Origin of the sequence: Streptomyces sp. NPDC051133 (assembly GCF_040682635.1) — a bacterium.
Taxonomy (GTDB): Bacteria; Actinomycetota; Actinomycetes; order Streptomycetales; family Streptomycetaceae; genus Streptomyces.
In genome coordinates this window covers 93,355-116,673 of the sequence record NZ_JBFBBK010000030.1, presented here as the reverse complement: position 1 = coordinate 116,673, position 23,319 = coordinate 93,355, and the positions used below count along the sequence as shown (strand labels likewise).

Sequence of the window (23,319 nt, the reverse complement as noted above, 5' to 3'; positions counted from 1 at the left end):
CACGGGCGGGCCGTCGGACGGCGGGGACGGCGGTTCAGACGGCACGGGGCCGCGTCGGCCCTCGGGCCCGCCCGACCGGTACCGCAACGATCAGGAACGCGTCACTGCCGTTGGCGTCGACCGAGACACCGCACACCGGGTCCGAGGGGAAGCCGGTGATGGTGCTGAGGTCGGTCCAGCCCGGGGCGTTGGCCGGGCCGGACACGATGTTCGGGGTGTCCGGGGACGGCGCGATGCCGGGGCGCCGGCCGGCGAACGGCACCCCGCCGACGAGCGCGGCGAGGAACTGCTCGTTGCCGTTGGGGTCCGTCGAGTCGACGCCGGTACCGCACGCCGTCGCCGTCGCGGTCACCGTCGCGGTCGCCGTCGTGGTCGCCGTGGTGGTCACGGTCGCGGTCGCCGTCGCCGTCCTGGTCACCGTGACGGTGGGCTTGGGGTGCTGGGAGTCGCAGTCGCCGCCCTTGTCGTCCGGCTTCGTGTGGTCGCACGGGCGGGGGTCGGCGGCGTACGTCACGCTCGCGCCCGTGTGCGAGGTCATGCCGGCGGCCACCGCCACCGCGGGGGTCGCCACCGCGACCGTCACCGCCGTGGCGATCGCGGCGAGCCTGCGGAGCCGGGTGAACCGGCCGCCCGGCGCCGGTCCGAAGGGCGGGGGCGTCCTGTGCTCAGGACTCATATGGGTGCTCCTTGATTCCTGGGGGGGGGCGGCTCGGGGCGTTCCCCGAGCCCGAGGGCGAGCCTCCCCGGACAGGGCGGAGCAACGGCGCAAACCTGCGCAAACACGCTCATACATCAATAGGTCGGGCTAGGCGGTGTCTGCCGGGCGCGGTACTACAGGCCGTCCGCCGGCGCGAGGTCCTGCTCGGTCCAGATCGTCTTGCCGGTGGAGGTGTAGCGCGTGCCCCAGTGATGGGTCATCTGGGCGATGATGAACAGGCCCCGGCCGCCCTCGTCGTCGCTGGCCGCGTGCCGCAGATTGGGCGTGGTGTGGCCGGTGTCGGAGACCTCGCAGATCAGGGTCCGGTCGCGGATCAGACGTACCTGGATCGGGCCGCCGACGTAACGGATGGCGTTGGTGACCAGCTCGCTGACGATGAGCTCGGTGGCGAACGTCAGGTCGTCCAGGTCCCAGTCGCGGAGCTGCTTGCTGACGGCCGTGCGGATGGTGGCCACCGCGGCCGGGTCCGGGGACAGCGCCCACTGGGCGAACCGGCCGCGGTCGAGCAGACGGGTGCGGACCACCAACAGCGTCGCGTCCACGTCCACCGGCCCGGGCAGCAGGGTGGTCACCGCCCGGTCGCACAGCACCTCCAGGGCGCCGCGGTCGTCGGAGAGGACGTGGGACAGCCGCGCGAGCCCGGCGTCACGGCCGTCGGCCGCCTGCAGCAGACCGCCCGTGAAGAGCGCGAGCACACTGCCCGGTTCGAACCGCAGTTCCGTGCTCTGGTAGGGCGGGCCGCCGATGCCCAGCGGCGGCCCGGCCGGCAGCTCCGGGTAGGCGACGGCGCCGGTGTCCGGTTCGACGACCGCCAGCACCGGCTCCCCGGCCCGCGCCAGGCTGCACGTCCCCGAGACGGGGTCGTACACCGCGTACAGGCAGCTCACCCCCAGTGCCTCGTCGGCCCGCGGCAGCCGGCGGCCCGGACCCTGCCCGTTCGCTCGCTCGTGCGCGGTCTGCTCGACCAGGTCGTCCAGGCGCGACAGCAGCTCGTCCGGGCTCAGGTCCAGCCGGGCCAGCACCCGTACCCCCGTGCGCAGGCGTCCCATGGCGGCAGCGGCACGCAGCCCGTGACCGACCACGTCCCCGACGACCAGGCCGACCCGGGTGCCCGACAGCGGGATGACGTCGTACCAGTCGCCGCCCACCCCGGATCCGCTGTCGGCCGGCAGATAGCGGCTCGCCGAGTCGACGGCGACGTGCGGCGGCAGCCGGCCCGGGAGCATGCTCTTCTGGAGTTTGAGGGCCACGGTGTGGCCACGGGTGACCACCGGCATCAGCACCAGCCCGATCAGCAGGGCGCCCAGGCCCAGGACGGTGACCCCGCCCGTCCTCCCGATCAGCGGCAGGTCGACGGCGGTCGCGCCGTACCCGGGGTTCGCGTAGACGACGAACGCGGCGTAGACGAACAGCAGGCACATCATCAGCGCGCCGAGTCCCGGCAGCACGCCCTTGAGGACCAGGTCCCGTCTGCTGCGGGTGAGGACCTTGCGGTGGTACCAGACGCAGGCGAAGCCGGTCAGCGTGTACTGGAAGGCGATCGCGAGACCCACCGAGTCGATCGAGTCGGCCAGGATGTTCCGGCTGAACGAAGACAGCAGGAGCAGCAGGGCGATCGAGGCCGCTCCCATGCCGACGGTCCCCCAGGTCGGGGTGAGAAATCTGCGGTGGATCCGGGCGAACCGGAAGGAGACGGCCTTGTGGACCGCCATCGAGAAGACGGTCCTGGCCAGGGGCAGGATGGTCGTCTGGGCCGAGGCCAGCGCGGAGGTCAGCACCATCAGGATCAGCAGTCTCGACAGCAGGACCCCCGTGCCGCTGGCCCCGAACACGGCCTCGCCCAGCCCGGAGAACACGTCGTCGGAGTTCTGCGCGTTGCCCAGCCCGATGCCGGTGGTGCCGACTCCCGCGAACGCCTGCGCCGACGTGGCCACCAGCCCGTACACGCACAGGAGCAGCACGGTCGACAGGACCGCGGCGCGACCGGGAACACGTGTGCTGTCGACGGTCTCCTCGTTGACCGAGAACGCGGTGTCCCAGCCCCAGTAGATGAAGACGCCCGCGAGGACGCCCGAGGTCAGGGCCCTGGACGAGGGCACCTCGAAGGGGTTGAACCAGGAGGCGGAGACCTGGATCGCCGTCGGCGGAGGACTGGTGTGGACCCGGACCAGCGCGGCGACCGCGAACAGGATCAGCATCACCATCTCCAGGCCCAGCAGCCAGCGCTGGACGGCCGCCGAGACCTCGATGCCGATGTAGCAGACGGCGGTGATCAGGACGATCCAGACGACGCCCGCCACGGTGACCCAGAGCCGGCTCTCCGCCAGGCCGTCGAGGCCCACCAGCCGGAAGCCGTAGGCGGCGGCGATCGCGGCGAGGTTCACCATGACGATGATGTTGGCGACGATGAGGCCCCAGCCGCCCATCCAGCCGGCGCGCGGCCCGAAGGTGCGGGTGGCCCAGGTGAAGGTGGTGCCGCAGTCGGCGTTGCTCGCGTTGAGCTCCCGGAAGGCGCACGCGACGAGCACCATCGGGACGAACGCCAGCATGATGACGATCGGGGCCTGCAGTCCGACCCCGGCCACGATGATGCCCAGCGTGGCGGCGAGGCTGTAGGCCGGTCCGGTGGACGCCAGGCCCATGACGACCGAGGAGAACATGCCCAGGGCGTCGCTCCTGAGCCCTTTGCGGCCGGCCCCCGTACCCGAGGCGGGGCGGCCGGCCGACATGGCGCTGGCGAAAGGCCTCACACTTGATTGCACCGCCGGGTCACGGCCCTCCGCAACAGCGCTGGGCCGCCTCACCCGCTCGACGCCCGGGTGCGCGGCGGGCGGGCGGCGGGGTGCCCGTCCCCGACCGGCCCGGTACCCGGCGGACTCAGGCCGTGGGGAGGGGCTGTTCGGTCCAGATCGACTTGCCCGTGCGGGTGTGCCGGGTGCCCCAGCGCCGGCAGAGTGCGGAGATGAGCTGCAGGCCCCGTCCGCCCTCGTCGGTGTCGGAGGTGTGGCGGATGTGCGGCGTGGTCAGGCTGGCGTCGGAGACCTCGCAGATCAGCGCGCGGCTGCGGAGCATGCGCAGCCGGGTGGGGCCGCAGGCGTGCCGGACGACGTTCCCGACCAGCTCGCTGACCAGGAGTTCGGTGGTCATGATCAGGTCCTCGTCGGCCAGGTCCCACGCGGTGAGCTGCGCGCGGACCAGCTCACGCGCCCGGCCCGCCGCCGTCGGGTCCTCCGGCAGCGGCCACTCCGCGACGTTCTCCGCCGTCAGCGGGTGGGTGCGGGCCAGCAGCAGGGCGGCGTCGTCCACCAGCGCGCCGTGGGCGGGGAGGAGGGCGGAGGTGAGGGCGGCGCAGAGGGCGTCCAGGCCGGACGCGTCCGCCGGTGCGGCCGGCATGGCGGTCACGGACCGGGAGAGGAGCTCGGCGAGCCGGCTCATGCCGGTGCTGACGTCCCGGTCCTTGCTCTCGACCAGGCCGTCGCTGTAGAGGGCGAGCAGGCTGTCGGCGGGCAGCAGGGTCTCGCGGACCTCGAAGGGGGGAGCGGCCACCCCGAGCGGCGGATCGGGGGTCATCGGCAGGAAGGCGACGGAGCCGTCGGGGTGGGCCACCAACGGGGGCGGCTGACCGGCGCTGGCGTACGACAGACGCCGGGTCACCGGGTCGTAGATGCCGTACAGGCAGGTCGCGAAGGCATCGTTGCCCAGGTCGCCGACGATGTCGTTCAGGTGACCGAGGATCTCGTCGGGCGGCAGCTCCAGCTCCGAGAGGGTGCGGACGGCCGTGCGGAGCCCGCCCATGGTGGCGGCCTCGGCCATGCCATGGCCCATGACGTCGCCGATCACGAGTGCCACCCTGGCCGCGGAGAGCGGGATCACGTCGTACCAGTCGCCGCCGACGTCCGCCCCCTGGGTGGCCGGCTGGTAGCGCGCCGCCGTCGTCACCTCGGGCAGCTCGGGCAGTGCTCGTGGCAGCAGGCTGCGCTGGAGGGTGCGGGCCCGGGTCGTCGCCTCGTCATAGAGGCCGGCCCGCTCCAGGGCCTGTGCGATCAGTCCGCTGAGCGCGGTCAGCAGCGTTCGTTCGTCATCGTCCAGCACCCGCGCCCGGCCGAAGGCGATCACCACCGCGCCGATCTCGCGCCCCGACACCGCCAGCGGCAGAAAGGCCCACGCCTGCTTGCCGCCCTCCCGGACCAGGGCCCGGGTCTGCGGGTACCGCCGCAGGATCTCCTCCTGGGAGGAGATGAAGAGGGTGGTGCGGGTGCGCAGGGCGTCCCCCAGCGGGGTGGCGGTGTCCGTCACCGCCCACTGCCCGTCCAGCAGCCGGGTGAAGCGCTCCGCATACCCCCGGGAGCCGACCACGGTCAGCCGGTCGCCGGCCACGCCGAGCATGACGAGTCCGGTGGCCCCGAGGGGGGTCATCACCCCGTCGGCCACCGCCGCGATCACGTCCTGGGCCGTGACGGCCTCGGCCAGCTCCCGCGTGATCCGCTGGACCAGGGCCGCCCGCTCCCCGGCCGCCCGCTCGGCGGCGGCGCGCTCGGCCTCGCGCAGATGCCGCTCGGTGGTGTCGGTGATGTAGAGCGTGAGGCCTTCCGGCACCGGTACCAGCCGCAGGTGGTACCAGGAGGTTCCGTCCTGACCCGGTACGTCGAATCCGGCCGGCCGTCCCTCGGCCACCGTGGCCCGGCACCGTTCCTCCAGGCCCGGCACGGCGTGCAGCGCGGGAATGTCCCAGAGCAGGGACCCGGCCACGTCTCCCGCGGCGCCGAAGAGCTTCTCGGCGGCCTGATTGAGGAATCCGATGCGCCAGTCCGAGTCCAGGGAGACGAAGCCGTCGCTCATGTGCCGCAGCGCCCGCCCCACCGACTCGGCGGCGGTGTGCGTCTCGCTGCTGTCTCGGAGGGTGCCGATCACCTTCACGGGTGTCCCCTCCTCGTCCGTGAGCGTCCGGGCACCCGCCTCGATCCAGAGGTAGGTGCCGTCCTCGCGCCGGATCCGGTACTCGTCCTGGAAGCCGCCGCGCAGCTGGATGCCCATGTCGAAGCCGGTCACCGCCCCCGGCAGGTCGTCCGGGTGGATCAGCGCCGCCCACGCCTCGATCCCGCCGGCCATCACCGCCGGATCGATGCCGGCCAGCACCTCCTCGACGGGCCGGTCGGAGGTCAGTTCCCCGGTGCGCAGGTCCCAGGTGTACGCGAGGGAGGGCGCCCAGTCCGCGTCCCACGGGGGTGCCTCCCGTGACCCCGATCCGCCCTCAAGGGCGCGCAGCAGAGTGGGGGACGGGTTGAGGATCCCGGACGCCCTGAGCCGCCCGGACATCCATTCCGCCACCTCGCGCTGGAACGCGCGCTCCGCCGCACCGGGCTCGTCGCCCGGGGCGAAGAGGACCGAGAGCGCGCCCCGGCGCCGGCCACCGCCGGGGATGGGGACGGCCAGGTGGGCGATGCCGGCGGGGACGCGGGAAGGCCACAGGGCGGCGGGGTCCCGGCCCGGCACCGGGTCGGGCGGGGCCAGTTCGGGCTGCCAGGCGACGATGTCGTCGCGAGCGGCCCTGCTGGGCGGTGCCGCGCCTCGCGCCGGGATGATCAGCCAGGGCCGGGTCATCGGTTCCGGCAGGCCGCTGTCGGCGACCAGGTAGAGGATGCCGCTCATGCCGCCGCCGGGGAGGTGCACCATGCCGCCGAGACCGTGCACCTCGGCCACCGCCTGCTGGAGCGCGGTCAGCAGCACGTCGACGTCGCGTCGGTCCGCGTCCACGGCGTCGAGCAGCCGCATCCGCATGCGGTGTCGCTGCGAGGGCCGTACGGTCTGTATGTCGCCGCCTCTGGTATTCACCACTGTCGACTGCCACCTCCGCGCGTACCGCAGCGATCTCTCGTCGCCAATCCATCCTATTCGGGCGAACTTAAGCCATTTCACCTGCTTTGGGGTAGGACCGTCATCAGTCAACTCCAGGTGACGTCGGCTCACCCTTCGTCGCCCACCCTTCGTCGCCTCACCTCCAGCGGAGGCCCTGGTCATGACCACCGAGCACGGGGGCCGGCCGCCGAAGGGCGCGTCACGGACCGCCCGCCGCCTGGCCCCTCGCCGGCGCCGCGGGGGTGACGGAGCCCGCCCCCACCGCTTCGGCGCTGAAGCCCGTCGATCCGGCCGCGTTCCGCTCCCTCGTCGCGCGAGCGGCGAGGAAACGCATGGTCCCCGGCGCGGTGGTCCTGCTGCGCACCCCGCGGGGCACCCACCGGGCGACCGTGGGCACGACCGAGCTGGGTACGCCCGGCTCCCCCACCACGGCCCGCTCCCCCACCACGGCCGACCACTTCCGGATCGCCTCCAACACCAAGACCATGACCTCGGCGCTGATCCTCCTCCTCGCCCAGGACGGCAGGCTCCGGCTGACCGACCCGGTGTCCGCCTACGTGTCCGGGGTGCCGGGCGGCGAACACATCACCGTCGCCGAACTGCGCCCCGCTCGGCCTGACCCACACCTCACTGCCCGGCGCCCACGACCTGTCTCCCCGCCCCCTACGCGCACGGCTACATGTACGGCGGATCGGCCTACGCACTGGTCGACCGGCCCTACCCCGCCGGCCTGCGGGCGGCGGCCCGGTCCGGGAGGCTCCGCCCGGTGGACTACACCCATCAGAACCCTCCTACGCCACCGCCCCCGGAGGCGCCATCTCCCGCGCCGACGACCTGGCCACCTGGATCAGGGCCCTGGTGACGGGCAAGGTCCTCGGTCCCGCGTACCAGCGGCTGTGGCTGCGCGGCCCCCGGGCCGAGGACCCGGCCGCGCCGGGCGGATCGCAGTACGGCTACGGCATCGCCCGCCAACGGTTCGGTCCGCACGCCTCGATGTACTACCACGGCGGTGAACTGCCGGGCTTCAACTCCTTCATCGGCTACGCCCCGGACAACGACGTCACCCTCGTGATCTGGACGAATCTGACCCTCTCCCCCGAGGGCCGGACCACCGCCCAGGCCCTGCTGCCCACCGTCCTCGACCAGATCTACACCGGCCTCTCCCTCCCCACCGGCGACTGAATCCCCCCGCTTGTCCGGTTTGCGAGCCGCTCCGACGAGGCCGATCCTGAAGTGGAGGCATGCCCACAATCGTGTGAACCGAGCGCAAGGACCACGGAGCCGGCGGTGACCGCGGCCCGTAGAGAGCGTGTTCCAGATGAGGCTTGTCGTCGATCTCAACCGGTGCCAGGGATTCGCACAGTGCGTCTTTCTCGCCCCGGACGTCTTCTCCCTGCACGGCGAGGAAGCGCTGCTGTTCTCCCCTCACTTTGACGAGGCACAGCGTGACCGGGTGGAGAAGGCGGCTGCCGCCTGCCCGGTCCAGGCCATCCTCGTCGACTACTCCGACGAGCCGACCAGGCGGGTGGAGCCCCATGTCGGCTGACACGGACGTCCAGGTCCTGCGGCGCCAGGGCCGCATCGTCGTCGTCGGCGCCTCGCTGGCCGGTCTGCGCGCGGCCGAGACCCTGCGCGAGCAGGGCTTCACCGGTTCCCTGACCATGATCGGCGACGAGCCGTACGAACCCTACGACCGGCCGCCGCTGTCCAAGCAGGCGCTGCTGGGGCGGGCCCGGCCCGAGGACACCGTGCTGCCGCGGCGGCGCGACATCGACGCCGAATGGCGTCTGGGCGTCGCGGCCGAGAGCCTGGACAGGGCCGCGAAACAGGTGCGGCTGGCGAACGGCGACACCGTCCCCTACGACCGCCTGCTGATCGCCACGGGAACCAGGGCGCGGCCCTGGTTCCATCCGGAAGAGGCGGCGCTGGACGGGGTGTTCGGGCTGCGTACGCGCGACGATTCCGCACGCCTGCGCCGGAAGCTGACGTCGGGCGTGTCCCGGGTGCTGGTGATCGGCGCCGGTTTCACGGGCTCCGAGGTCGCCTCCGCCTGCCGGGAGCTGGGCCTTCAGGTCACGGTCGCCGAGCGCGGCCCGGCACCGCTGGTGGGCGCGCTCGGCGGGGTGATCGGCGCGGTCGCGGACCGGCTGCAGCGGGGGCACGGGGTCGACCTGCGCTGCGGCGTCAGCGTCACCGCCCTCGAGGGCGACGACGTGGGGCGGCTCAGGCGCGCCCATCTGTCCGACGGTTCGGCGATCGACGTGGAGGTGGCGGTCGTCTCGCTCGGTGCCCTGCGGAACACGGAATGGCTCGCCGGCTCGGGGGTGGCGGCGGGCGCCCGGGGGGTGGCGTGCGACGCCGGGTGCCGGGTGTTCGACGTCAATGGCATCGTCACCGACGACATCTACGCCGCCGGTGACGTCGCCCGCAGCCCCCACCCGCTGTTCGACTACCAGTTCCTGGCGCTGGAGCACTGGGGCAACGCGGTCGAGCAGGCCGAGATCGCCGCCCACAACATGATCTGCGCGGGGCCTGACCGCCGTCCGCACCTGTGGCTGCCGATGTTCTGGTCCACCCAGTTCGGTGTGAACATCAAGTCGGTGGGTGTTCCCTCACTGGGCGACCGACTGGTCGTCGCCCAAGGGTCGCTCGCCGAGGACAAGTTCGTGGCGGTGTACGGCTACCGGGGCCGCGTCATCGCCGCGGCGTCCTTCGACGGGGCCAAGTGGCTGGGGTTCTACGAGCAGCAGATCGCGTCCGGCGCGCCGTTCCCGCCGGAGTACCGCACGGTCGACCGCCGGACCGAGACGCTGCAGCCGATCGACCCGGCCTTCCCCGACCCCCATCTGCCCACCCACGGGGCCACGGTCACGCTGACGGGTCACTCGCCGAGCGAGCGGCGTGTCTCGTTCGTTCCGGCGCATGCCTGATCACCGGCCCTGAACCGCTCGGAGCCCTCAGGAGACGCCATGACGACCGGCACCCTCATCACGCAGATCATCGACTACGCCCATCGCGCCGATCCGTACCCGCTCTACGCGGAACTGCGCAAGCAACCGGTCAGGCGGCAGGACGACGGCTCCTACGTGGTCAGCACCTACTACGAGGTGCGCAATCTCGCCAACGACCCACGGCTGAGCAACGACACGAGCAACCGTCCGTCCGGCCAAGCCCGCCCCGGGCAACCGGCCCCGGAGAGCGGCCTGCCGCCCAGCTTCATCTTCACCGACCCGCCCGTGCACGACCGGCTGCGCGACACCATCAACCGGCCCTTCGGCCCCCCGCACAGCCCCAGATTCCTCGACGGCCTGCGCGGCGAGCTGGCCAAGGTCGTCACCGAGCTGCTCGACGCCTTCGAGGGCAAGGACCAGGTCGACATCGTCGAGGACTTCTCCTACCCTCTGCCCGTCACCGCCATCTGCAAGGTCCTCGGCGTGCCACGCGAGGACGAAGCGCGCTTCCACGTCTGGGCCGACGCCCTGGCGTCGTCGCTCGATCCCCGGCCCGGCGACGACAGCGGCCAGGAGAAGGGACAGCGAGCACGCCAGGACTTGGGCGCCTACCTGTCCGGCCTCATCGAGACCAAACGCCGCCACCCGGGCCCCGGGATCCTCAGCGCGCTCGCCCCCACCATGACACCGGCGGACCTGGAGGCCACCGCGGTGCTGCTCCTGGTCGCCGGCCACGAGACCACCGTCAACGCCATCACCAACACGACCCTCACCCTGCTGCGCCACCCCGACGTCCTCGAACGGTTCCAGAAGGACCCGGACCTCGCCGTCCCGCTCATCGAGGAAGTACTGCGCTACGAACCCCCGGTCCAGTTCGTCCCGTGGACCACCGCCCTGGCCGACATCGACGTCGCCGGCACCACGATCCCCAAGGGCTCGCCGGTCTGGCTCATGCTGGCCGCCGCCAACCGCGATCCCAAACGCTTCGAGGACCCCGACCGCTTCGACCCCGACCGCAAGGACAACGAACACCTCGGCTTCTACACCGGCATCCACTACTGCTTCGGCGCACCCCTCGCACGCATCGAACTCCATGTGGCCGTGCCCGAACTGTTCCGCCGCGTCAGGTTCTCCCGGCTGCTGGAGGATCCGCCGCCCTACCGCGCCAACGCGGTCCTGCGCGGCCCCCGTCACCTGCCCGTCGCCATCGAGGGCCTCACGGCCTGAGCTGCGGGCTCTCTCCGCGGGGCGGCTTCCGGGCACCTAGCGGCCGGCTCGACGTAACACTCGACGTAGCGTCAGGCCGCATGGTGACTCTCTTCGCGCTCTTCGGGCCGCCCGCGATCACGCTCTTCCTGCTGGCCGTGGGGGCACTTCCGTACGCGTTCTGGGTGAGCAGGCGGAAGCCCTCGCGGCCGGTCCGCTGGGCTGTGATCGGAATCGCCGCGGTGATCGCCGCCTACGGGGCCGCGACCGTCTACGGGCTCGCGTTCACGAACCCGCTCGACGTGTGCGGGGACAAGACCGGCGACGGCGCGTACCTGGATGCCGGACGGCACTACCGCCTGGCATCGGTGAGCGTGGACGGCTTCCCTCCGTCCATCACCTGCCACTGGGCCGGCGGACACAGCACCGAGGAGGTGTGGTTCTGGGCCCCGCCCCTGCTGTACGCGGGGCTGGCCTGCACCGTCGTCTGCTCCGCCCTGCTTCTGCGCAACCACCGCCGCCTGAGAGGACACCGTCATGACGGACCGTTATGACCCCAGTCGCACAGCGGTCCTCCTGGTGGACCCCTACAACGACTTCCTCTCCGAGGGCGGCAAGCTGTGGCCGCGCGTGGAGCAGGTGGCCGGGGAAGTGGGTCTGCTGCCCCACCTGCGCACGGTCGTCGACACCGCGCGCACGGCCCGTCTGACGGTGGCGTTCGTCCCGCACCGGCGCTGGGAGGAGGGCGACTACGTCGGCTGGGACCACCCCAGTCCCAGCCAGCGCCAGGCGCAGCGGCGGCAGATCTTCGCCCGCGGCAGCTGGGGAGGCGAGTTCCACCCGGACTTCCGGCCCCGGCTGGGAGAGCTGCTGATCAAGGAGCACTGGGCGCAGAGCGGCTTCGCCAACACCGACCTGGACCTCCGGCTCAAACAGCGCGGCATCACGCAGGTCGTGCTGATCGGGCTGCTCGCCAACACCTGCGTCGAGTCCACGGGCCGCTTCGCGATGGAGCTCGGCTACCACGTCACGCTCGTCACCGACGCGACCGCGGCCTACAGCGCCGACATGATGCACGCCGCGCACGAGCTGAACGGCCCCACCTACGCCCACGCCATCGTCACCACGGCGGAACTCGTCCACATCCTGGCGGGCTGAGCCCGCGAACTGAGGGCGGCCGTCCTCCTCAGCGGTGGAAGGTGCCCAGTCCTTTCGCGTCGAGGTGCTCGACGGTGACGCTCGTGGCGTGGCCGGAGCGGGTGTGGAACGTGACGCCGGACAGCCCGACGGCGTTCTCGCCCTGCGTCCGGTAGCTGAACGTGTCGCCCGTGTAGTGCTGCAAGGGGAATGTCATCCTGCGCGGGCCCAGCGTCATGCTCAGACCGCCGCTGTGGTCACGGGTGACGGTGAGCGGCCCGTAGTACGCGTTCGCATAGGTGCCCGTGTAGACGTCGTCTGCCTTGGCCGGTGCGGCGTTGGCGGGCGGCTCGGCGTAGTTCGTGGGGGAGATCCCCGTATGGGCGGCGGCCTGCACCACTTTCCGGTAGAAGGCCGGCCAGTCGACCGTCTGCCGTCCGTTCTGGGCGATGTCGAAGAAGGCGGCGGCCACCGCCTCGGGTACGCCGATGGGTTGCCCGTTCGTCAGTACGACGATGCCGAGCCGTTCGCCGGGCAGCAGGGTGACCTCGGTCGCGGCGCCCAGGTCGAAGGCGCCGGAGTGGTTCAGGCGCAGCCGTCCGCGCTCGTCGTACCGGACGTTCCAGCCGAGCCCGTAGAAGCCCGGCTCGCCTGCCGGGGCGAGTGGGTCCATGGCGACGGAGTGGGGGATGCGCGTCCGGTCCAGGGCCGCCGGGCCGACCGGTCGCTGCCCCTCGAACGCGCCGTTGTCCAGCTGCAGGCGCATCCACCGGGTGAGGTCGTCGACGCTCGAACTCGCACCGCCCGCGGGCGCCTGGCTGTCGGCGTTCTCCGTGGTGGAGGGCTTCCAGCGGCCGTCTGCCTCGACGTGGGCCGACGCCTTGTCGACGGCCTTGTCGTAGTCGGCGCGCCGGTAGCTGGAGTGATCCATCCCCAGGGGCTTGAACAGCGTCTCCGCGGCCAGCTGCGGCCAGTTGGTCCTCGCCGCGGCGGCCACCGCCACCCCCGCTTCGGTGAAGCCGTAGTTGGTGTAGGCATAGCTCGCGCGGAAGGGAGCCAGCGGCTCCAGCCGCAGGTGCCGCAGGATGTAGTCGCGCTGGTAGCCCAGGTCCTCCAGCAGGTCACCGGCGTGGTCGGGCAGTCCGCTGCGGTGCGAGAACAGGTCCGCGACCGTCACGTTCCGGGTCACGTACGGGTTCTTGAGCGCGAAGCCCGGGTCATGGTCGACGATCCGGTCGTCCCAGCCGACGACCCCGCGACCCACCGCCCCGGACACGACGGTCGACGACAGCGGCTTGGACAAGGACGCCAGCTGGAAGACGGTCTCGGGGTCGACCTTGTCGCTCTTGCCCACCTCACGAACGCCGAAGCCCTTCTCGTACACGACCTTGCCCCGGTAGACGACGCCCACGGCGACCCCCGGCACACCGGTCCGCCGCATCGCGTTCCCCACCAGGCCGTCGAGCCGGCCCACGGCGGCCGTCACCTGCGCCTGCGTCAATTGCGGTGGCGGTTGCTTCGGCGGCGTGGGGGCGAGCGACGCGGCGGCGGACGGACCGCCCGTAGCGGCGTCCCCGCTCGCACACCCCGACAGGACGACTCCGAGACCACCCAGGTACACCGCCGCGGCGCCCACCCGGGCCCGTCGGCGCGGCCCCCGCCTGTGAGTCCGGTCCGCCATGAACCACCTCGCGCTCAAGAGCCCTCAGGGGCACGCCCGGTGCCCCTTTCCTTCCGTGCCACGGCGGCCGGCCGCGGCACGGGCCGGGTGATGTCAGGGCGGGTTGGCCGCCATCCGGCAGGCGCCGTTCGCGGCGCCGCCCGGCACACCGGCCCCGGTCAGGGCACTCACACAGCCCGCCAGGTCACCGTGCACGCCTTGGGTGCACGCCGCCCCCACGGCGTCCGAGACTTGGACGCCCGACTGCTGCACCAGCCTCGTGCAGGCCGGGATGTCCGCCTGGGCGGCGGAGGCGGTGAACGCCACACCGCCGAGTACGAGGGTCAGACCGGTGAGGACACCGGCGATGCAGGCCGGCACGCGCATGGGAGACACCTGCCTTCCGTGGTCGGTCGGGAATGCGAATGCGGATACGTCGCGCGTTCGCGGCGGACGCGACCGCTGTGCGCCCCTGCGCCGGGCTCCCGCGTCCGTCGGCCCGGCGGGACGGTCCCTCCCGTCCGACGCTAGAACAGCTCGGCGCCGCCCGCACTCCGGCCCGGCGGCGGGGCACCCGCCGGCCCGGCCTACCGGTCCGTGTCCGGGGCGTCGTCGAAGACGAAGAGCGGTTTGGTGCCGTGTGCGGGTGCTTCGGCGAGCGAGACGGCCTCGGCGAAGCGTTCGAGCGGGAACGGCCGTCCTTGAGGGATGGTCAGCACGTCGTCGGCGACGAGACCGCGCACCTGGGACAGCGCGCGCAGCGCGTCCTCGGGTGCGGCGGCCCCGAACCAGCGGTTCAGCCAGAAGCCGCGGACCGCCTTGGTCCCGTAGATGACCGAGCGCGCCTGCAGCGGGATCGTCAGCGCTGCCGGGGCGGTCTGTCGATGGGTGGAGAGCGCGCCGTAGACCACGAGTTCTCCTCCCGGGGCCAGCGCCTGGGACACCTGGGCGCCCACGTCGCCCGCGACACAGTCGACGGCCTTGCGCACGCCGGCCGGTCCCGCGATCTCGGCGACGCGCCGCACCAGGTCCTCGTCCTCGGTGCACACGACCTCGTCACCGCCCAGCGCCGTGATCTCCCCGACCGCATCGCGTCGCCGCACGACGTTGATCGTGCGGATACCGAGATGCCCGCACAGCTGGATGACGAGCCGGCCGACGGTGGAGCCCGCGGCGGTCTGCAACAGCCATTCCCCCGGCCGTACGTCGAGTTCGCGCGTCACGAGGAGCAGCGCGGTCAGCGGATTGACGGCGAGCTGGCAGGCGCTGGAGTCGCTCATGGACCCCGGGACCGGCAGGAGCCTTCGGGTATCGGCGACGAGGAACTCCTGCCACGTGCCGGACACCTGGGGCCCGGGTACCGCCGGGACCGCGGCGACCACCACGCGCTCGCCGGTCTGTGGTCCTTCGGTGCCCGGGCCGAGGGCCTCGACCCGTCCCACGCATTCCATGTTCCCCCCGACCGCGGGGAACTCCGGGGAGAAACCGTAGCGGCCACGCAGTACGTGCAGGTCACTGGCGTGCACCGGAGTCGCCTGCACCCGGATCAGGGCCTGGCCGGCTTCCGGCGTGGGAACGGGCCGGGTCTCCAGCCGCAGGACATCGAGGGGCTCGCCGACCGTTCCGGCGACGAGCGCGCGCATGGATCGAGGCATGAGCGACCTTTCGTCTCAACCTTTCGTCTCCGCTCACCGCGTATGCAGACCTGTCCCTCACGCTACGCCCGGCCCCGGAGAGATTCCCGGCAGAGCGCCGCGGGGCGGCACCGAACCACCCGCGGAGGGTGAGGCCCCGACGGCCGGCTGGATCGTGACGGCCCTACCCGCCCGGCGACCGGTGACCGGTGACCGGTGACCGGCCACACCACCCCGGCCGGGCCGGTGCGGACGCGCGGCGCGCCGCGGCGGCGCGAGGGCCAGGCGCAGCACCCGCCGCCAGTCCGCCGGGGGTCTGTCGGGCGGCGTACCCGGCCGGTGCCGGGGGACACGGACCCGCAGGGCTCCCGGGGCCACACGGCACACCACCGGAGCGGGCAGGACGACGGACTCACCGTCGATGCCCGCCGGGACGGTGTCCGCGTCGGTCTCGACCACCACTTCACGAGCGGTCAGCCGTGTCACGCCCGGCGACCGCCGGCTCCCCAGCAGCCGGGCCGGAATCCGGGCCGCCGCGGCGGAGTTGTCGATGCGCACGGACAGCACGCCCAGCCGGCCGGAGTCCAGACGGGTCCGAAGACCCGGGTGCGCCGAGTCGGCGACCGGCCGGTAGGGGTTGTTGCTGACGAGCACCGCCTGCAGGCCCCCGGTACGGGTGTGACCGGCACGCATCCGCAGCCGTGGCCCCTCGGGGCCGGTGAGCAGCGCCGGGAGCGCCTGCAGCGTCGTGCGGAGTTTCGCGTCCCGGTAGGCGGGGTCGCCCACCACCGCCGCGTACGCCCCGAAGGACGCGTTGTTGACGAACACCCGGTCCGCGGCGAACCCCAGGTCCACGCGGAACTCGACGGCATCGCCGAGTGCCTCCAGGGCGCGGGCCGGGTCGTCGCGGTCGAGGCCGAGATCGAGCGCGAAGTGGTTGCGCGTCCCCGCCGGGACCACCACGAAGGGCACGTCGTAGGTCGCCGCGACCTCGGCGACCAGAGCCTGGGTGCCGTCACCGCCCGCCACGGCCAGCAGATCGGCTCCCTCGGCCACCGCACGCCGGGCCAGGTCCGCCACGTCCTGGTGGCGCGACGGATCCAGCACGACGACCCGGGCGCCCGCCGCCCTCGCCTTGTCGGCCAGGCCGAAGCGGCCCACCTTGCCCCCGCCGGAGCGCGGGTTCATCACGACCCACGGGCGCCGCGGGGCCGTCACGGGCCGCGCCTCGCCGCCGTGCCCTCGGGCGAGGTGCGCCGGAGTCGTCGCGATGCGGGCGGCCGCCAGTGCCAGGACCCACAGGCCCAGGGACAGGCAGGCCGGCCCCACCATGCCGTGCGTGGCGAACAGCACGACGACCACGACCGGGACGCCCACCACCACGACGGCCCCGGCGGCCCGGACGATCCCGGAGTGGGCGACGGCCCACCACAGACCCGCGGCCGTCACGGCGACGCCCGCCACCGCGATCGACAGCCACACCAGGCTCCGCAGCCCCGCGGTGACCAGGAGCACGAGCACGCTGCCCGACAGGGCGAGGAGTGCGAGCCGGGCCCACATCGCGGGGTTTCCGTCCGCGCTCGCCGGTCCGGCGCCGCACGGACCCGGACGCCATGCCTGTCGCACCTCGACGCCTCCCGTCCCGTTCCTTCACGCGGGCTCAGCTTGCGCACGGCACGGGGCGTGGCGCCTCACCCCGCCCGGGTGAGCGAGTGAACGTGCGGGTCGGCCGGGCCCACGGCTCATCGGACTGCGCGGCCCACGATCGCCCCCAGATGGATGACGACGCCGACGGCCACCAGCCACGACAGGATGACCATGACGACTCCGATGGGACCGTACTTCTGTTCGTTCGCGACGATAGCCGCGGAGAAGTAGTGGGCGGAGAAGACTCCGAGGCCGGTCCAGCACACGCTGGTGACGAGGGCCGGGGGAAGGAGGGCCCGCCAGGGCACCGTCCCGGCGAGCAGGACGTAGATGCTGGCCCACCAGAACGCGACCGCCCAGAGGAAGCCGACCAGAGCGGGCAGCAGCCATCCGTCGTCGACGGCCCTGCCGAACGCGGCCTGCGCGGCGGTGTAGGCGAACAGGCCGGCGAGCCAGGCGAGCCTGGTCACCGTGCGTCGGACCGCGCCCAGAGGGACGTCGAAGAGCATCTGATACCAGCTCTGCAGGGTGCCGGCCACGGCCATGACGCCGAGCAGCAGCAGGACGGCGCTCGTCGCGGTGAGGGTGTACGACGTCGTCGTGGGGGCGAAGAGGGTCGCCACGGCCTGCGCCGCCTCCTGGGTCAGCCCCAGTCGCCCGGCGACCACGACGGCGGCTTCACTGCCTGCCGCCGTCGTGACGATGATCAGGAACGGAAAGAAGCACAGGAGCGCGAGCGCGGCCAGCTGGAAGGAGTGTCCGAAGAAGTCGACCGCCGAGAGGCGGCCCCACAGCCGGCCCGGCCCGCTCCCCCGGAAGCGGCGGACCGCGGCCCGCCAACGCTGATCCGCATGCCACCGAAGGGCACGCCACGGCCGGTGGGACGCCTTCCTGCCGGCGCTCATGCGGTGAGGTGAACTCTGCGGGAGCCGACGTGAGCGCGGGGACCTGTTTCAGGCCGTGCTGCGGCTGTCGGCTTCGGCCTGGGCGATGGCTTCGGCTTCGCTGTCGGCCAGTGCGAGAGCGACACCGAACGCCTGGGCGATGTGGCCGGCGGCCGACATGACGCGTGCCGTCCCCACGACCGGGGCGATGGCGACGAGGAGGTCCTGCAGCTGCTCGACCGTGAAGTCGGCCTTGACCGCGGGGTTGATGTGGGCCAGGTAGGAGATCGCCGGTGCGTCCATGGCCACGAGTGCGGCGACGCGGGCGAGGATGAGCGTCCGCTCGTCCATGTGACAGTGCTCGACGGAGTCGATCGTCATCGCGGCGATGGTGTCGAGAACCGGAGTCTCAGATGCGGTAGCCATGGTGGGGCCGCCTCCTTGCGATGTGCGGGGTGGAACCGCCGCCCGCTCGACGCGGGAATCCCCTGCAGCCCGGCGGTCGCGCATCAAGCGTAAGCACGCTCAGGTGGCCGCGCGCGCCGAGGCCCGGTCGGTGCGAATTCACCCTCACCGTGTGAGGCCGCCGCCCGGCTTCGGGAGCACCGTGGACCCGGAGTTCTGTTCGAAGGCCGCATCGGAGGCCGCCTCGGAGACGGAGACAGAGATGACCACGACACCCGTCACACACACCCGGAAGCAGCAGTGGGCCGGCGGACTGATCCTCTTCGGTGCCGTCATGCTGATGATCGCGGGAGTGATCGACATCTTCCGCGGCATCATGGGCATCGCAGCGGATGACGTCTTCATCGCGACACGCGGCTACGTCTTCCAGTTCAGCCTGACCGGCTGGGGCTGGGTCACCCTCATCCTCGGTGCCGTCGCCGTGGTGGTCAGCATGGGTCTCTTCCAGTCGGCGAACTGGGCACGGATCTCCGGCATCGTCATCGCCGGGCTGATCATCATCGCCAACTTCCTTTCCCTGCCCTACTCCCCCTTGTGGTCCACGCTGATGATGGTGTTCTCCGGGGTCGTCGTCTGGGCGCTGTGCGTGGCACGGCCCGAAGAGACCCGCACGGGCCAGGACACACCGCGCGCCGGCTGACGTCCGCCGCGCTCCGGCCGGCGTCCGCGGCCGGGCCGGCCGGCTCAGCGGCCCTGCCGCAGCGGCCGCAGCGGCCGCAGGACCGCCTCGCCCACGCGCACGAGCGCGGACAGCGGCGGGCCGGCCCAGTCGGTGAGGTTCCGCGCGAGGGCGGGGTCCAGCTCGACGGTCACCTTGACGTAGCGGGTGTCCAGTGGGGTGACCGTCCGGGGAGAGGGGGAGGGAGAGGAGGAAGAGGGGGCCTGCGTGTCCGGCCGGCGCTGCATCGCGGCCCGGTAGGCGTCCTTGCGCTGGTTCATACCCTGTCCTGACGCTTGATGAGCTCCTCGGCGAGGTCCATGTACGCGGTGCCCTCCACCTCGACCCGGCTGCCGAAGGACTGCGCGTACAGATCCAGCCGCGGGATGTGTGTGGACAGCACGTCGAAACCGCGCTCGGCCAGGGCCTCGCGCGCGTCGGCGTCGGGGCCGGTGCGCGTGGCGTCGGGGCGGTTGGTGCGGTTCAACAGGACGGCGGGCCGGGCCGGGTGGGAGCGCAGGGACTGCAGGTCGTCCATCTCGCGGTCGATGGGCGCCATGCGGTCCAGCTCGATCGGGGCCGGGGTCACGGGCACGATCCACTCGTCGGCGAACCTCATCACGCCCCGGGCGATGGGGGCGTGGTCCTCCAGCTGCGGGGCGTCGAACACCACCGCCTGCCGGTTGTCGAGGAAGTCGTTCACGCGCCGGTGCACGTCGCCCACCGGGAGGGCGAGCACGGGGAACGGAAAGCCGCCCGCCAGTTCGCTCCAGCGCAGCGCGGAGGAAGCGGGGTCGCTGTCCACGAGCAGCGGTGACAGGCCCGACGCGTGCAGCGCGTGGGCCAGCCAGACGGCGCTCGTCGTCTTGCCCACGCCGGGTTTGAGGTTCACGAATGCGTAGCTCAGCGGCACAGGAGCCGACGCTAACGGCCGCGCGCCGACGGCCGCCGTCGGCGCGGTGGCGCCGTGCCCGGTTCACCCTGCGGCGCCGGTGAATCATTCCCGCGGCCTAACCCGGGCGGCCTTCACGGCCGCCGAGCACGTCGCCGTCAACGGTCTCGCGGCCGGCCGGCCGGCGCGATCGCGCGGCCCGGTTCGCCGGACCGGTTCGCCGGACCGGTTCGCCGGACCGGTTCGCCGGACCGGTTCGCCGGGCCGATTCGCCGGACCGATTCGCCGGACCGGGCGACCGCTTCCGGGGCCCTGGCCGCCAGGCTGCCGGCCATGAGGTGCGGCAAGGGACCCTGGAAGACCGGTGGCGCGGCGCCGCTGGGCGCAATGACCGCGCTGCGGGTCCGAGTTGTCGCGGCCCGGCAGCCGAGGTGCTCCGGGATCCGGTCGTTCGGCGCCGTCGTCGCATCGCCCCCGACCGGCACGACGCCTGGCGCCCGGACCGCGCCGGGCTCTTCGGCGACCCCCGCCCGCACGCTCGAACGCTGAGGCCCCGCGCCCTGTCACTCACCACCGCGTTCGGATGCGCCCGGACTCGTGCGCGGGCTTCCGGCCCGGTCGCCGGGTCCGGTGCGCTGCGACGCGCGTCGCCGGCCGCCGAGGACCGTCGCGATCGGGAGGGCCGCTGCCAGGCCGCTGAGCAGGAGACCGGCGAGTGCGCCGAGGATGGCGGGCTGGTCGCTGAAGGCGATGCCGATCGCGGCGAGGGCGGGGCCGGCGTTGCGGACCGAGGCGACGCTTCCCATGGAGGTACGGCGCTCCGCCGGCCCCGTGGCGAGCAGCGTGCCGATGGCGAAGGCGGCCGCGGTGAGGAGGAAGCCGGCGAGGAGGGTGAGTGAGCCCAGGAGGTCCACGACGTCCCGCCAGGTTCCGAGCAGCATGCCGGCGAGCACGATCAGGAAGGTGACGTTGGAGACCTTGGCCGCCGTGGGGTGCCATGACCGGGCGGTGGCCGTGGCGCAGTGGCGCAGGAGCAGGCCGATGGCGAAGGGCACCAGCTGGAGAAGCGCGACGGTGCGGACCAGCGCCCCGACGTCGAGGGAGACGTTCGTGCCGACGTCGGCCGCGGAGAGGATGCCGTTGACGGTCGGTGCGAAGGTGATGCTGCCGACGGAGGCGAGCAGGACCTGCATCGCCGCGCTCCCGACGACATCGCCCTTCTGCACCATGGCCAGTTTCGCCCCGAAGGGGCCACCGGGGGACGAGGCCACCAGGACCAGGGCGACGAAGGCGGCCGGGGGGAGGCCGAACAGGGCGCCGACGCCCCAGCCGAGCAGCGGGACGGCCACCATGTTGGCGGCCAGGGCCAGCAGCAGGAGCGGTACGTCGGTGAAGACGCCCCGCAGGGCGGGGACGGTGGCTCCGAGGCCGGCGGCGAACATGGTGGCCACGATGAAGATCACGGTGACGGCGTTGAGCACCAGGTGCAGAGTGTCCATCGGGCATCCCCTCGGGCGGCGAAGCGCCTCGGCTCGGTCCGGGCCCACTGCCCATCGTCCCGCTCGCCCCCTCGTCCCGCCCTCCCGGCGCCCGGCGCCCGGCGCCGAGCGTGCCGCGGCGGTGCCTCCTGGTCGCCCCGCGCGCGGACGGCCGCTGGGACCATGCGGACGCGGCGTTCCACGCCCTCCTCGACGCCCTGGAACCCGGATGGCACGTCACGACGTGACGAAGGGCCGGTCAGGAGACGGCGGCAGCCCGCTCAAGAGGCGGCGGCGGCCTCCACCGTCTCCCGCATCTCCAGGAGGGTGTCCACTCCGGCGAGCATGCAGAGCCGCCGCAGCTGTTGCGGCGGTGCGGCGATACGCAGGGTTCCCGTCTGGTGGGCGCGGATCAGCAGATTCAGGAGCGTCGAGTCCGCGAAGTCGACGCCGGATGCGTCCAGGACCACCTTCGGATGCTCCTGGACCGCGGTGTCCATCGCGTCCGCCAGAGGCTTGATCGATTGCATGTCGTAGGAGCCGCGCGCGGCGACGACCCAGGCGCCACGCCAGGCGTACTGGGTCACGTCCCCGATCACCGCCTCCGGGGCGCACTCGTCGGCCCGTCTCGGCAACGGCTCTCTGTCGGCGTTGCTCGTGAGCCTTGGCGTGACAGCCTCGTCCCCGGACACCTCGGGTCCCTTCTGTGCTCTCCCGCATGGGAACAGGTCCGCGATTACCGGAAAAGTATGTCACGTATCTCAGGTCTGGCAATCCCGCCCTCTAGAATGCGGAGCATGGTTGGAGTGCCTGAATCTCACACCGGATGGACGTTCGTCACCAACCACGCGCGGGTACTGGCCGCCATCGCCGACAACCCGAACGTCCGGATCCGTGACATCGCCGCCCACTGCCGGCTCACGGAGCGTGCCGTCCAGCGGATCATCTCCGACCTCGAACAGGACGGCTACCTCTCCCACACCCGCGACGGGCGCGTGAACACCTACCGCATCGAACCGGACAAGGTGCTCCGCCACCCGGCAGAAGCCGGACTGCCAGTGGCCTCCCTGCTGTCCCTGCTCGTACAGGACGAGTCCGACCGCGTCAGGAATCCGATCACCCGGTAGCCGGTCCGGCGGCCCCGGTGGTGCAGCAGGCGGCGGTCCTCTGCCGGTGACGCTCGCCCGGAGCCGGCTACCGGACGTCCGGCGGACTCCACGGACGCCCGGTGTCGGCCCAGGCTCGGACGGCCTCCGCATGCTCACGGATCAGGGACATCCGAGCCCCCCATTCCGCTCCGCTGCGGTGGTCGGGGTGGGCGGTGATCTGACCGCCGTGCTTGCGGTAGGCGAGTCCGACGTCGCCGATGAACCAGCCGTCCGCCAGGGCGTCCAGGCCGAGCAGGAGCCCGGTGTCGCCCGAGGCGGGCAGGGCCATCCAGCCGCCCAGCAGGGCCAGCAGAGAGCGCCGTACGCACAGGGTGGCGGGGTGGACCTGTGGACGGTCGTGCTCGGTCCAGAAGTCGATGGCACTGCCCCGGGGGAGGCGGCCCGGTGGCGGGTCGCTGAGTTCGAAGGAGACCGTGCTGCCGTCCTCGAGGAGGTCGACGACCCGCGACGTGGTCCAGCCGACCGAGGCGTTCTCCTCCAGCACGGCGATGTCGCGGGCGAGCGTGCCGGGGGTGAGCTGGTCGTCGGAGTCCAGGGTCTTCACGTAGGCACCGGTCGAGCGCGCGAACGCCATGGTGCGTGCCACGTGCGGGCCGCCGGCACGTGACGCCGAGATCCGGATCCGCGGATCGTCGGCCGGCAGATACGACTGCGCGCGGACGTCGCCGCCGTCCTCCTGTACGCACCACTCCCATGACCACCCGCCGGGAAGGTCCTGGCGCAGCAGGGAGGCGTAGGCGTCGGGAAGGAAACGGACAGCGCCGCTGTGGACCGGGGTGACGACGGAGACGACGGTCACGACGCCTCCTTCGGCTGTGCGGAGCGCTGTGCGGGGCACCGGTGCCGGCCCAGGGCGGCGAGGAGCGATGTGCTGATGAGGGGCATGGGTGTGGGCACTCCAGCGATCTGACGGCAGCGGTCCCGCCGCGGCGTCCGGACTGCCCGTGACGTCCGCAGGGCGATC

At 72.5% G+C, this 23,319-nt stretch carries 22 protein-coding genes and 1 pseudogene; 9 read left to right on the top strand and 14 right to left on the bottom strand.

Annotation, left to right across the window (positions count from 1 at the left end):
- Positions 1-34: 34 nt before the first annotated feature.
- The 3 genes from AB0N17_RS28455 to AB0N17_RS28445 all read right to left on the bottom strand — a co-directional run bounded on the left by AB0N17_RS28455 (position 35) and on the right by AB0N17_RS28445 (position 6,553).
- Positions 35-676: a hypothetical protein gene (locus tag AB0N17_RS28455; protein WP_366014371.1), complete on the bottom strand. Its 642-nt coding sequence runs from the start codon at positions 674-676 to the stop codon at positions 35-37.
- 155 nt (positions 677-831) lie between these two features.
- Complete coding sequence (locus tag AB0N17_RS28450; RefSeq protein ID WP_366014370.1) at positions 832-3,378, bottom strand: amino acid permease; 2,547 nt, start codon at positions 3,376-3,378, stop codon at positions 832-834.
- A gap of 217 nt (positions 3,379-3,595) precedes the next feature.
- Positions 3,596-6,553 (bottom strand): SpoIIE family protein phosphatase, encoded by a 2,958-nt coding sequence (locus AB0N17_RS28445; RefSeq protein WP_366014369.1) that lies wholly within the window; start codon positions 6,551-6,553, stop codon positions 3,596-3,598.
- Positions 6,554-6,906: 353 nt separating this feature from the next.
- Between AB0N17_RS28445 and AB0N17_RS28440 the strand changes: the two are divergent.
- The 7 genes and pseudogenes from AB0N17_RS28440 to AB0N17_RS28410 all read left to right on the top strand — a co-directional run.
- Positions 6,907-7,116: pseudogene (locus AB0N17_RS28440) on the top strand (serine hydrolase); the annotation flags it as partial.
- A gap of 73 nt (positions 7,117-7,189) precedes the next feature.
- Complete coding sequence (locus AB0N17_RS28435) at positions 7,190-7,756, top strand: serine hydrolase domain-containing protein (protein ID WP_366014378.1); 567 nt, start codon at positions 7,190-7,192, stop codon at positions 7,754-7,756.
- A 136-nt stretch (positions 7,757-7,892) separates the two neighbouring features.
- Positions 7,893-8,120, top strand: coding sequence for a ferredoxin (locus tag AB0N17_RS28430; RefSeq protein ID WP_366014368.1), 228 nt, complete (start codon positions 7,893-7,895; stop codon positions 8,118-8,120).
- Complete coding sequence (locus tag AB0N17_RS28425; RefSeq protein WP_366014367.1) at positions 8,110-9,504, top strand: FAD-dependent oxidoreductase; 1,395 nt, start codon at positions 8,110-8,112, stop codon at positions 9,502-9,504. Before AB0N17_RS28430 ends, AB0N17_RS28425 begins: the two co-directional genes overlap by 11 nt.
- Before the next feature lie 39 nt (positions 9,505-9,543).
- Complete coding sequence (locus AB0N17_RS28420; RefSeq protein WP_366014366.1) at positions 9,544-10,752, top strand: cytochrome P450; 1,209 nt, start codon at positions 9,544-9,546, stop codon at positions 10,750-10,752.
- Between the two features lie 80 nt (positions 10,753-10,832).
- Entirely contained in the window at positions 10,833-11,285 is a 453-nt protein-coding gene (locus AB0N17_RS28415; RefSeq protein ID WP_366014365.1) for a hypothetical protein, read from the top strand.
- Positions 11,269-11,889: an isochorismatase family cysteine hydrolase gene (locus AB0N17_RS28410; RefSeq protein WP_366014364.1), complete on the top strand. Its 621-nt coding sequence runs from the start codon at positions 11,269-11,271 to the stop codon at positions 11,887-11,889. The genes AB0N17_RS28415 and AB0N17_RS28410 overlap by 17 nt, the downstream gene beginning before the upstream one ends.
- A gap of 28 nt (positions 11,890-11,917) precedes the next feature.
- On the opposite strand, the gene AB0N17_RS28405 is transcribed toward AB0N17_RS28410, so the two are convergent.
- The 6 genes from AB0N17_RS28405 to AB0N17_RS28380 all read right to left on the bottom strand — a co-directional run bounded on the left by AB0N17_RS28405 (position 11,918) and on the right by AB0N17_RS28380 (position 18,119).
- Entirely contained in the window at positions 11,918-13,369 is a 1,452-nt protein-coding gene (locus AB0N17_RS28405; RefSeq protein ID WP_366014363.1) for a serine hydrolase, read from the bottom strand.
- A gap of 273 nt (positions 13,370-13,642) precedes the next feature.
- Positions 13,643-13,915 carry a hypothetical protein gene (locus AB0N17_RS28400; protein ID WP_366014362.1) on the bottom strand — a complete coding sequence of 91 codons (273 nt, stop codon included), beginning with the start codon at positions 13,913-13,915 and terminating at the stop codon, positions 13,643-13,645.
- Between the two features lie 200 nt (positions 13,916-14,115).
- Entirely contained in the window at positions 14,116-15,183 is a 1,068-nt protein-coding gene (locus tag AB0N17_RS28395) for a zinc-dependent alcohol dehydrogenase family protein (RefSeq protein ID WP_366014361.1), read from the bottom strand.
- A 57-nt stretch (positions 15,184-15,240) separates the two neighbouring features.
- Positions 15,241-16,722, bottom strand: coding sequence for a diacylglycerol kinase family protein (locus tag AB0N17_RS28390; protein WP_366014360.1), 1,482 nt, complete (start codon positions 16,720-16,722; stop codon positions 15,241-15,243).
- Between the two features lie 182 nt (positions 16,723-16,904).
- Positions 16,905-17,714, bottom strand: a complete 810-nt coding sequence (locus tag AB0N17_RS28385; RefSeq protein WP_366014359.1) for a ribonuclease BN — start codon at positions 17,712-17,714, stop codon at positions 16,905-16,907.
- Between the two features lie 48 nt (positions 17,715-17,762).
- The gene (locus tag AB0N17_RS28380) at positions 17,763-18,119 is read right to left on the bottom strand and encodes a carboxymuconolactone decarboxylase family protein (RefSeq protein ID WP_366014358.1); all 357 of its coding nucleotides are present in this window, start codon (positions 18,117-18,119) and stop codon (positions 17,763-17,765) included.
- A 241-nt stretch (positions 18,120-18,360) separates the two neighbouring features.
- Between AB0N17_RS28380 and AB0N17_RS28375 the strand changes: the two genes are divergently transcribed.
- Complete coding sequence (locus AB0N17_RS28375) at positions 18,361-18,798, top strand: hypothetical protein (protein WP_366014357.1); 438 nt, start codon at positions 18,361-18,363, stop codon at positions 18,796-18,798.
- 44 nt (positions 18,799-18,842) lie between these two features.
- On the opposite strand, the gene AB0N17_RS28370 is transcribed toward AB0N17_RS28375, so the two are convergent.
- From AB0N17_RS28370 to AB0N17_RS28355, 4 genes are all read right to left on the bottom strand, one after another.
- The gene (locus AB0N17_RS28370) at positions 18,843-19,097 is read right to left on the bottom strand and encodes a hypothetical protein (protein ID WP_366014356.1); all 255 of its coding nucleotides are present in this window, start codon (positions 19,095-19,097) and stop codon (positions 18,843-18,845) included.
- Positions 19,094-19,729 (bottom strand): ParA family protein, encoded by a 636-nt coding sequence (locus AB0N17_RS28365; RefSeq protein WP_366014355.1) that lies wholly within the window; start codon positions 19,727-19,729, stop codon positions 19,094-19,096. Before AB0N17_RS28365 ends, AB0N17_RS28370 begins: the two co-directional genes overlap by 4 nt.
- Before the next feature lie 542 nt (positions 19,730-20,271).
- Positions 20,272-21,207: a hypothetical protein gene (locus tag AB0N17_RS28360; RefSeq protein WP_366014354.1), complete on the bottom strand. Its 936-nt coding sequence runs from the start codon at positions 21,205-21,207 to the stop codon at positions 20,272-20,274.
- Between the two features lie 260 nt (positions 21,208-21,467).
- The gene (locus AB0N17_RS28355; RefSeq protein WP_366014353.1) at positions 21,468-21,821 is read right to left on the bottom strand and encodes an STAS domain-containing protein; all 354 of its coding nucleotides are present in this window, start codon (positions 21,819-21,821) and stop codon (positions 21,468-21,470) included.
- 162 nt (positions 21,822-21,983) lie between these two features.
- Here AB0N17_RS28355 and AB0N17_RS28350 point away from each other — a divergent pair, with 162 nt between their 5' ends.
- A complete protein-coding gene (locus tag AB0N17_RS28350) occupies positions 21,984-22,313 on the top strand; it encodes a helix-turn-helix domain-containing protein (RefSeq protein ID WP_366014352.1) in 330 nt (109 codons plus the stop codon).
- 67 nt (positions 22,314-22,380) lie between these two features.
- Here the strand turns inward: AB0N17_RS28350 and AB0N17_RS28345 are convergent, their stop codons facing one another.
- Entirely contained in the window at positions 22,381-23,154 is a 774-nt protein-coding gene (locus AB0N17_RS28345) for a glycosyltransferase (RefSeq protein ID WP_366014351.1), read from the bottom strand.
- Positions 23,155-23,319: the final 165 nt, after the last annotated feature.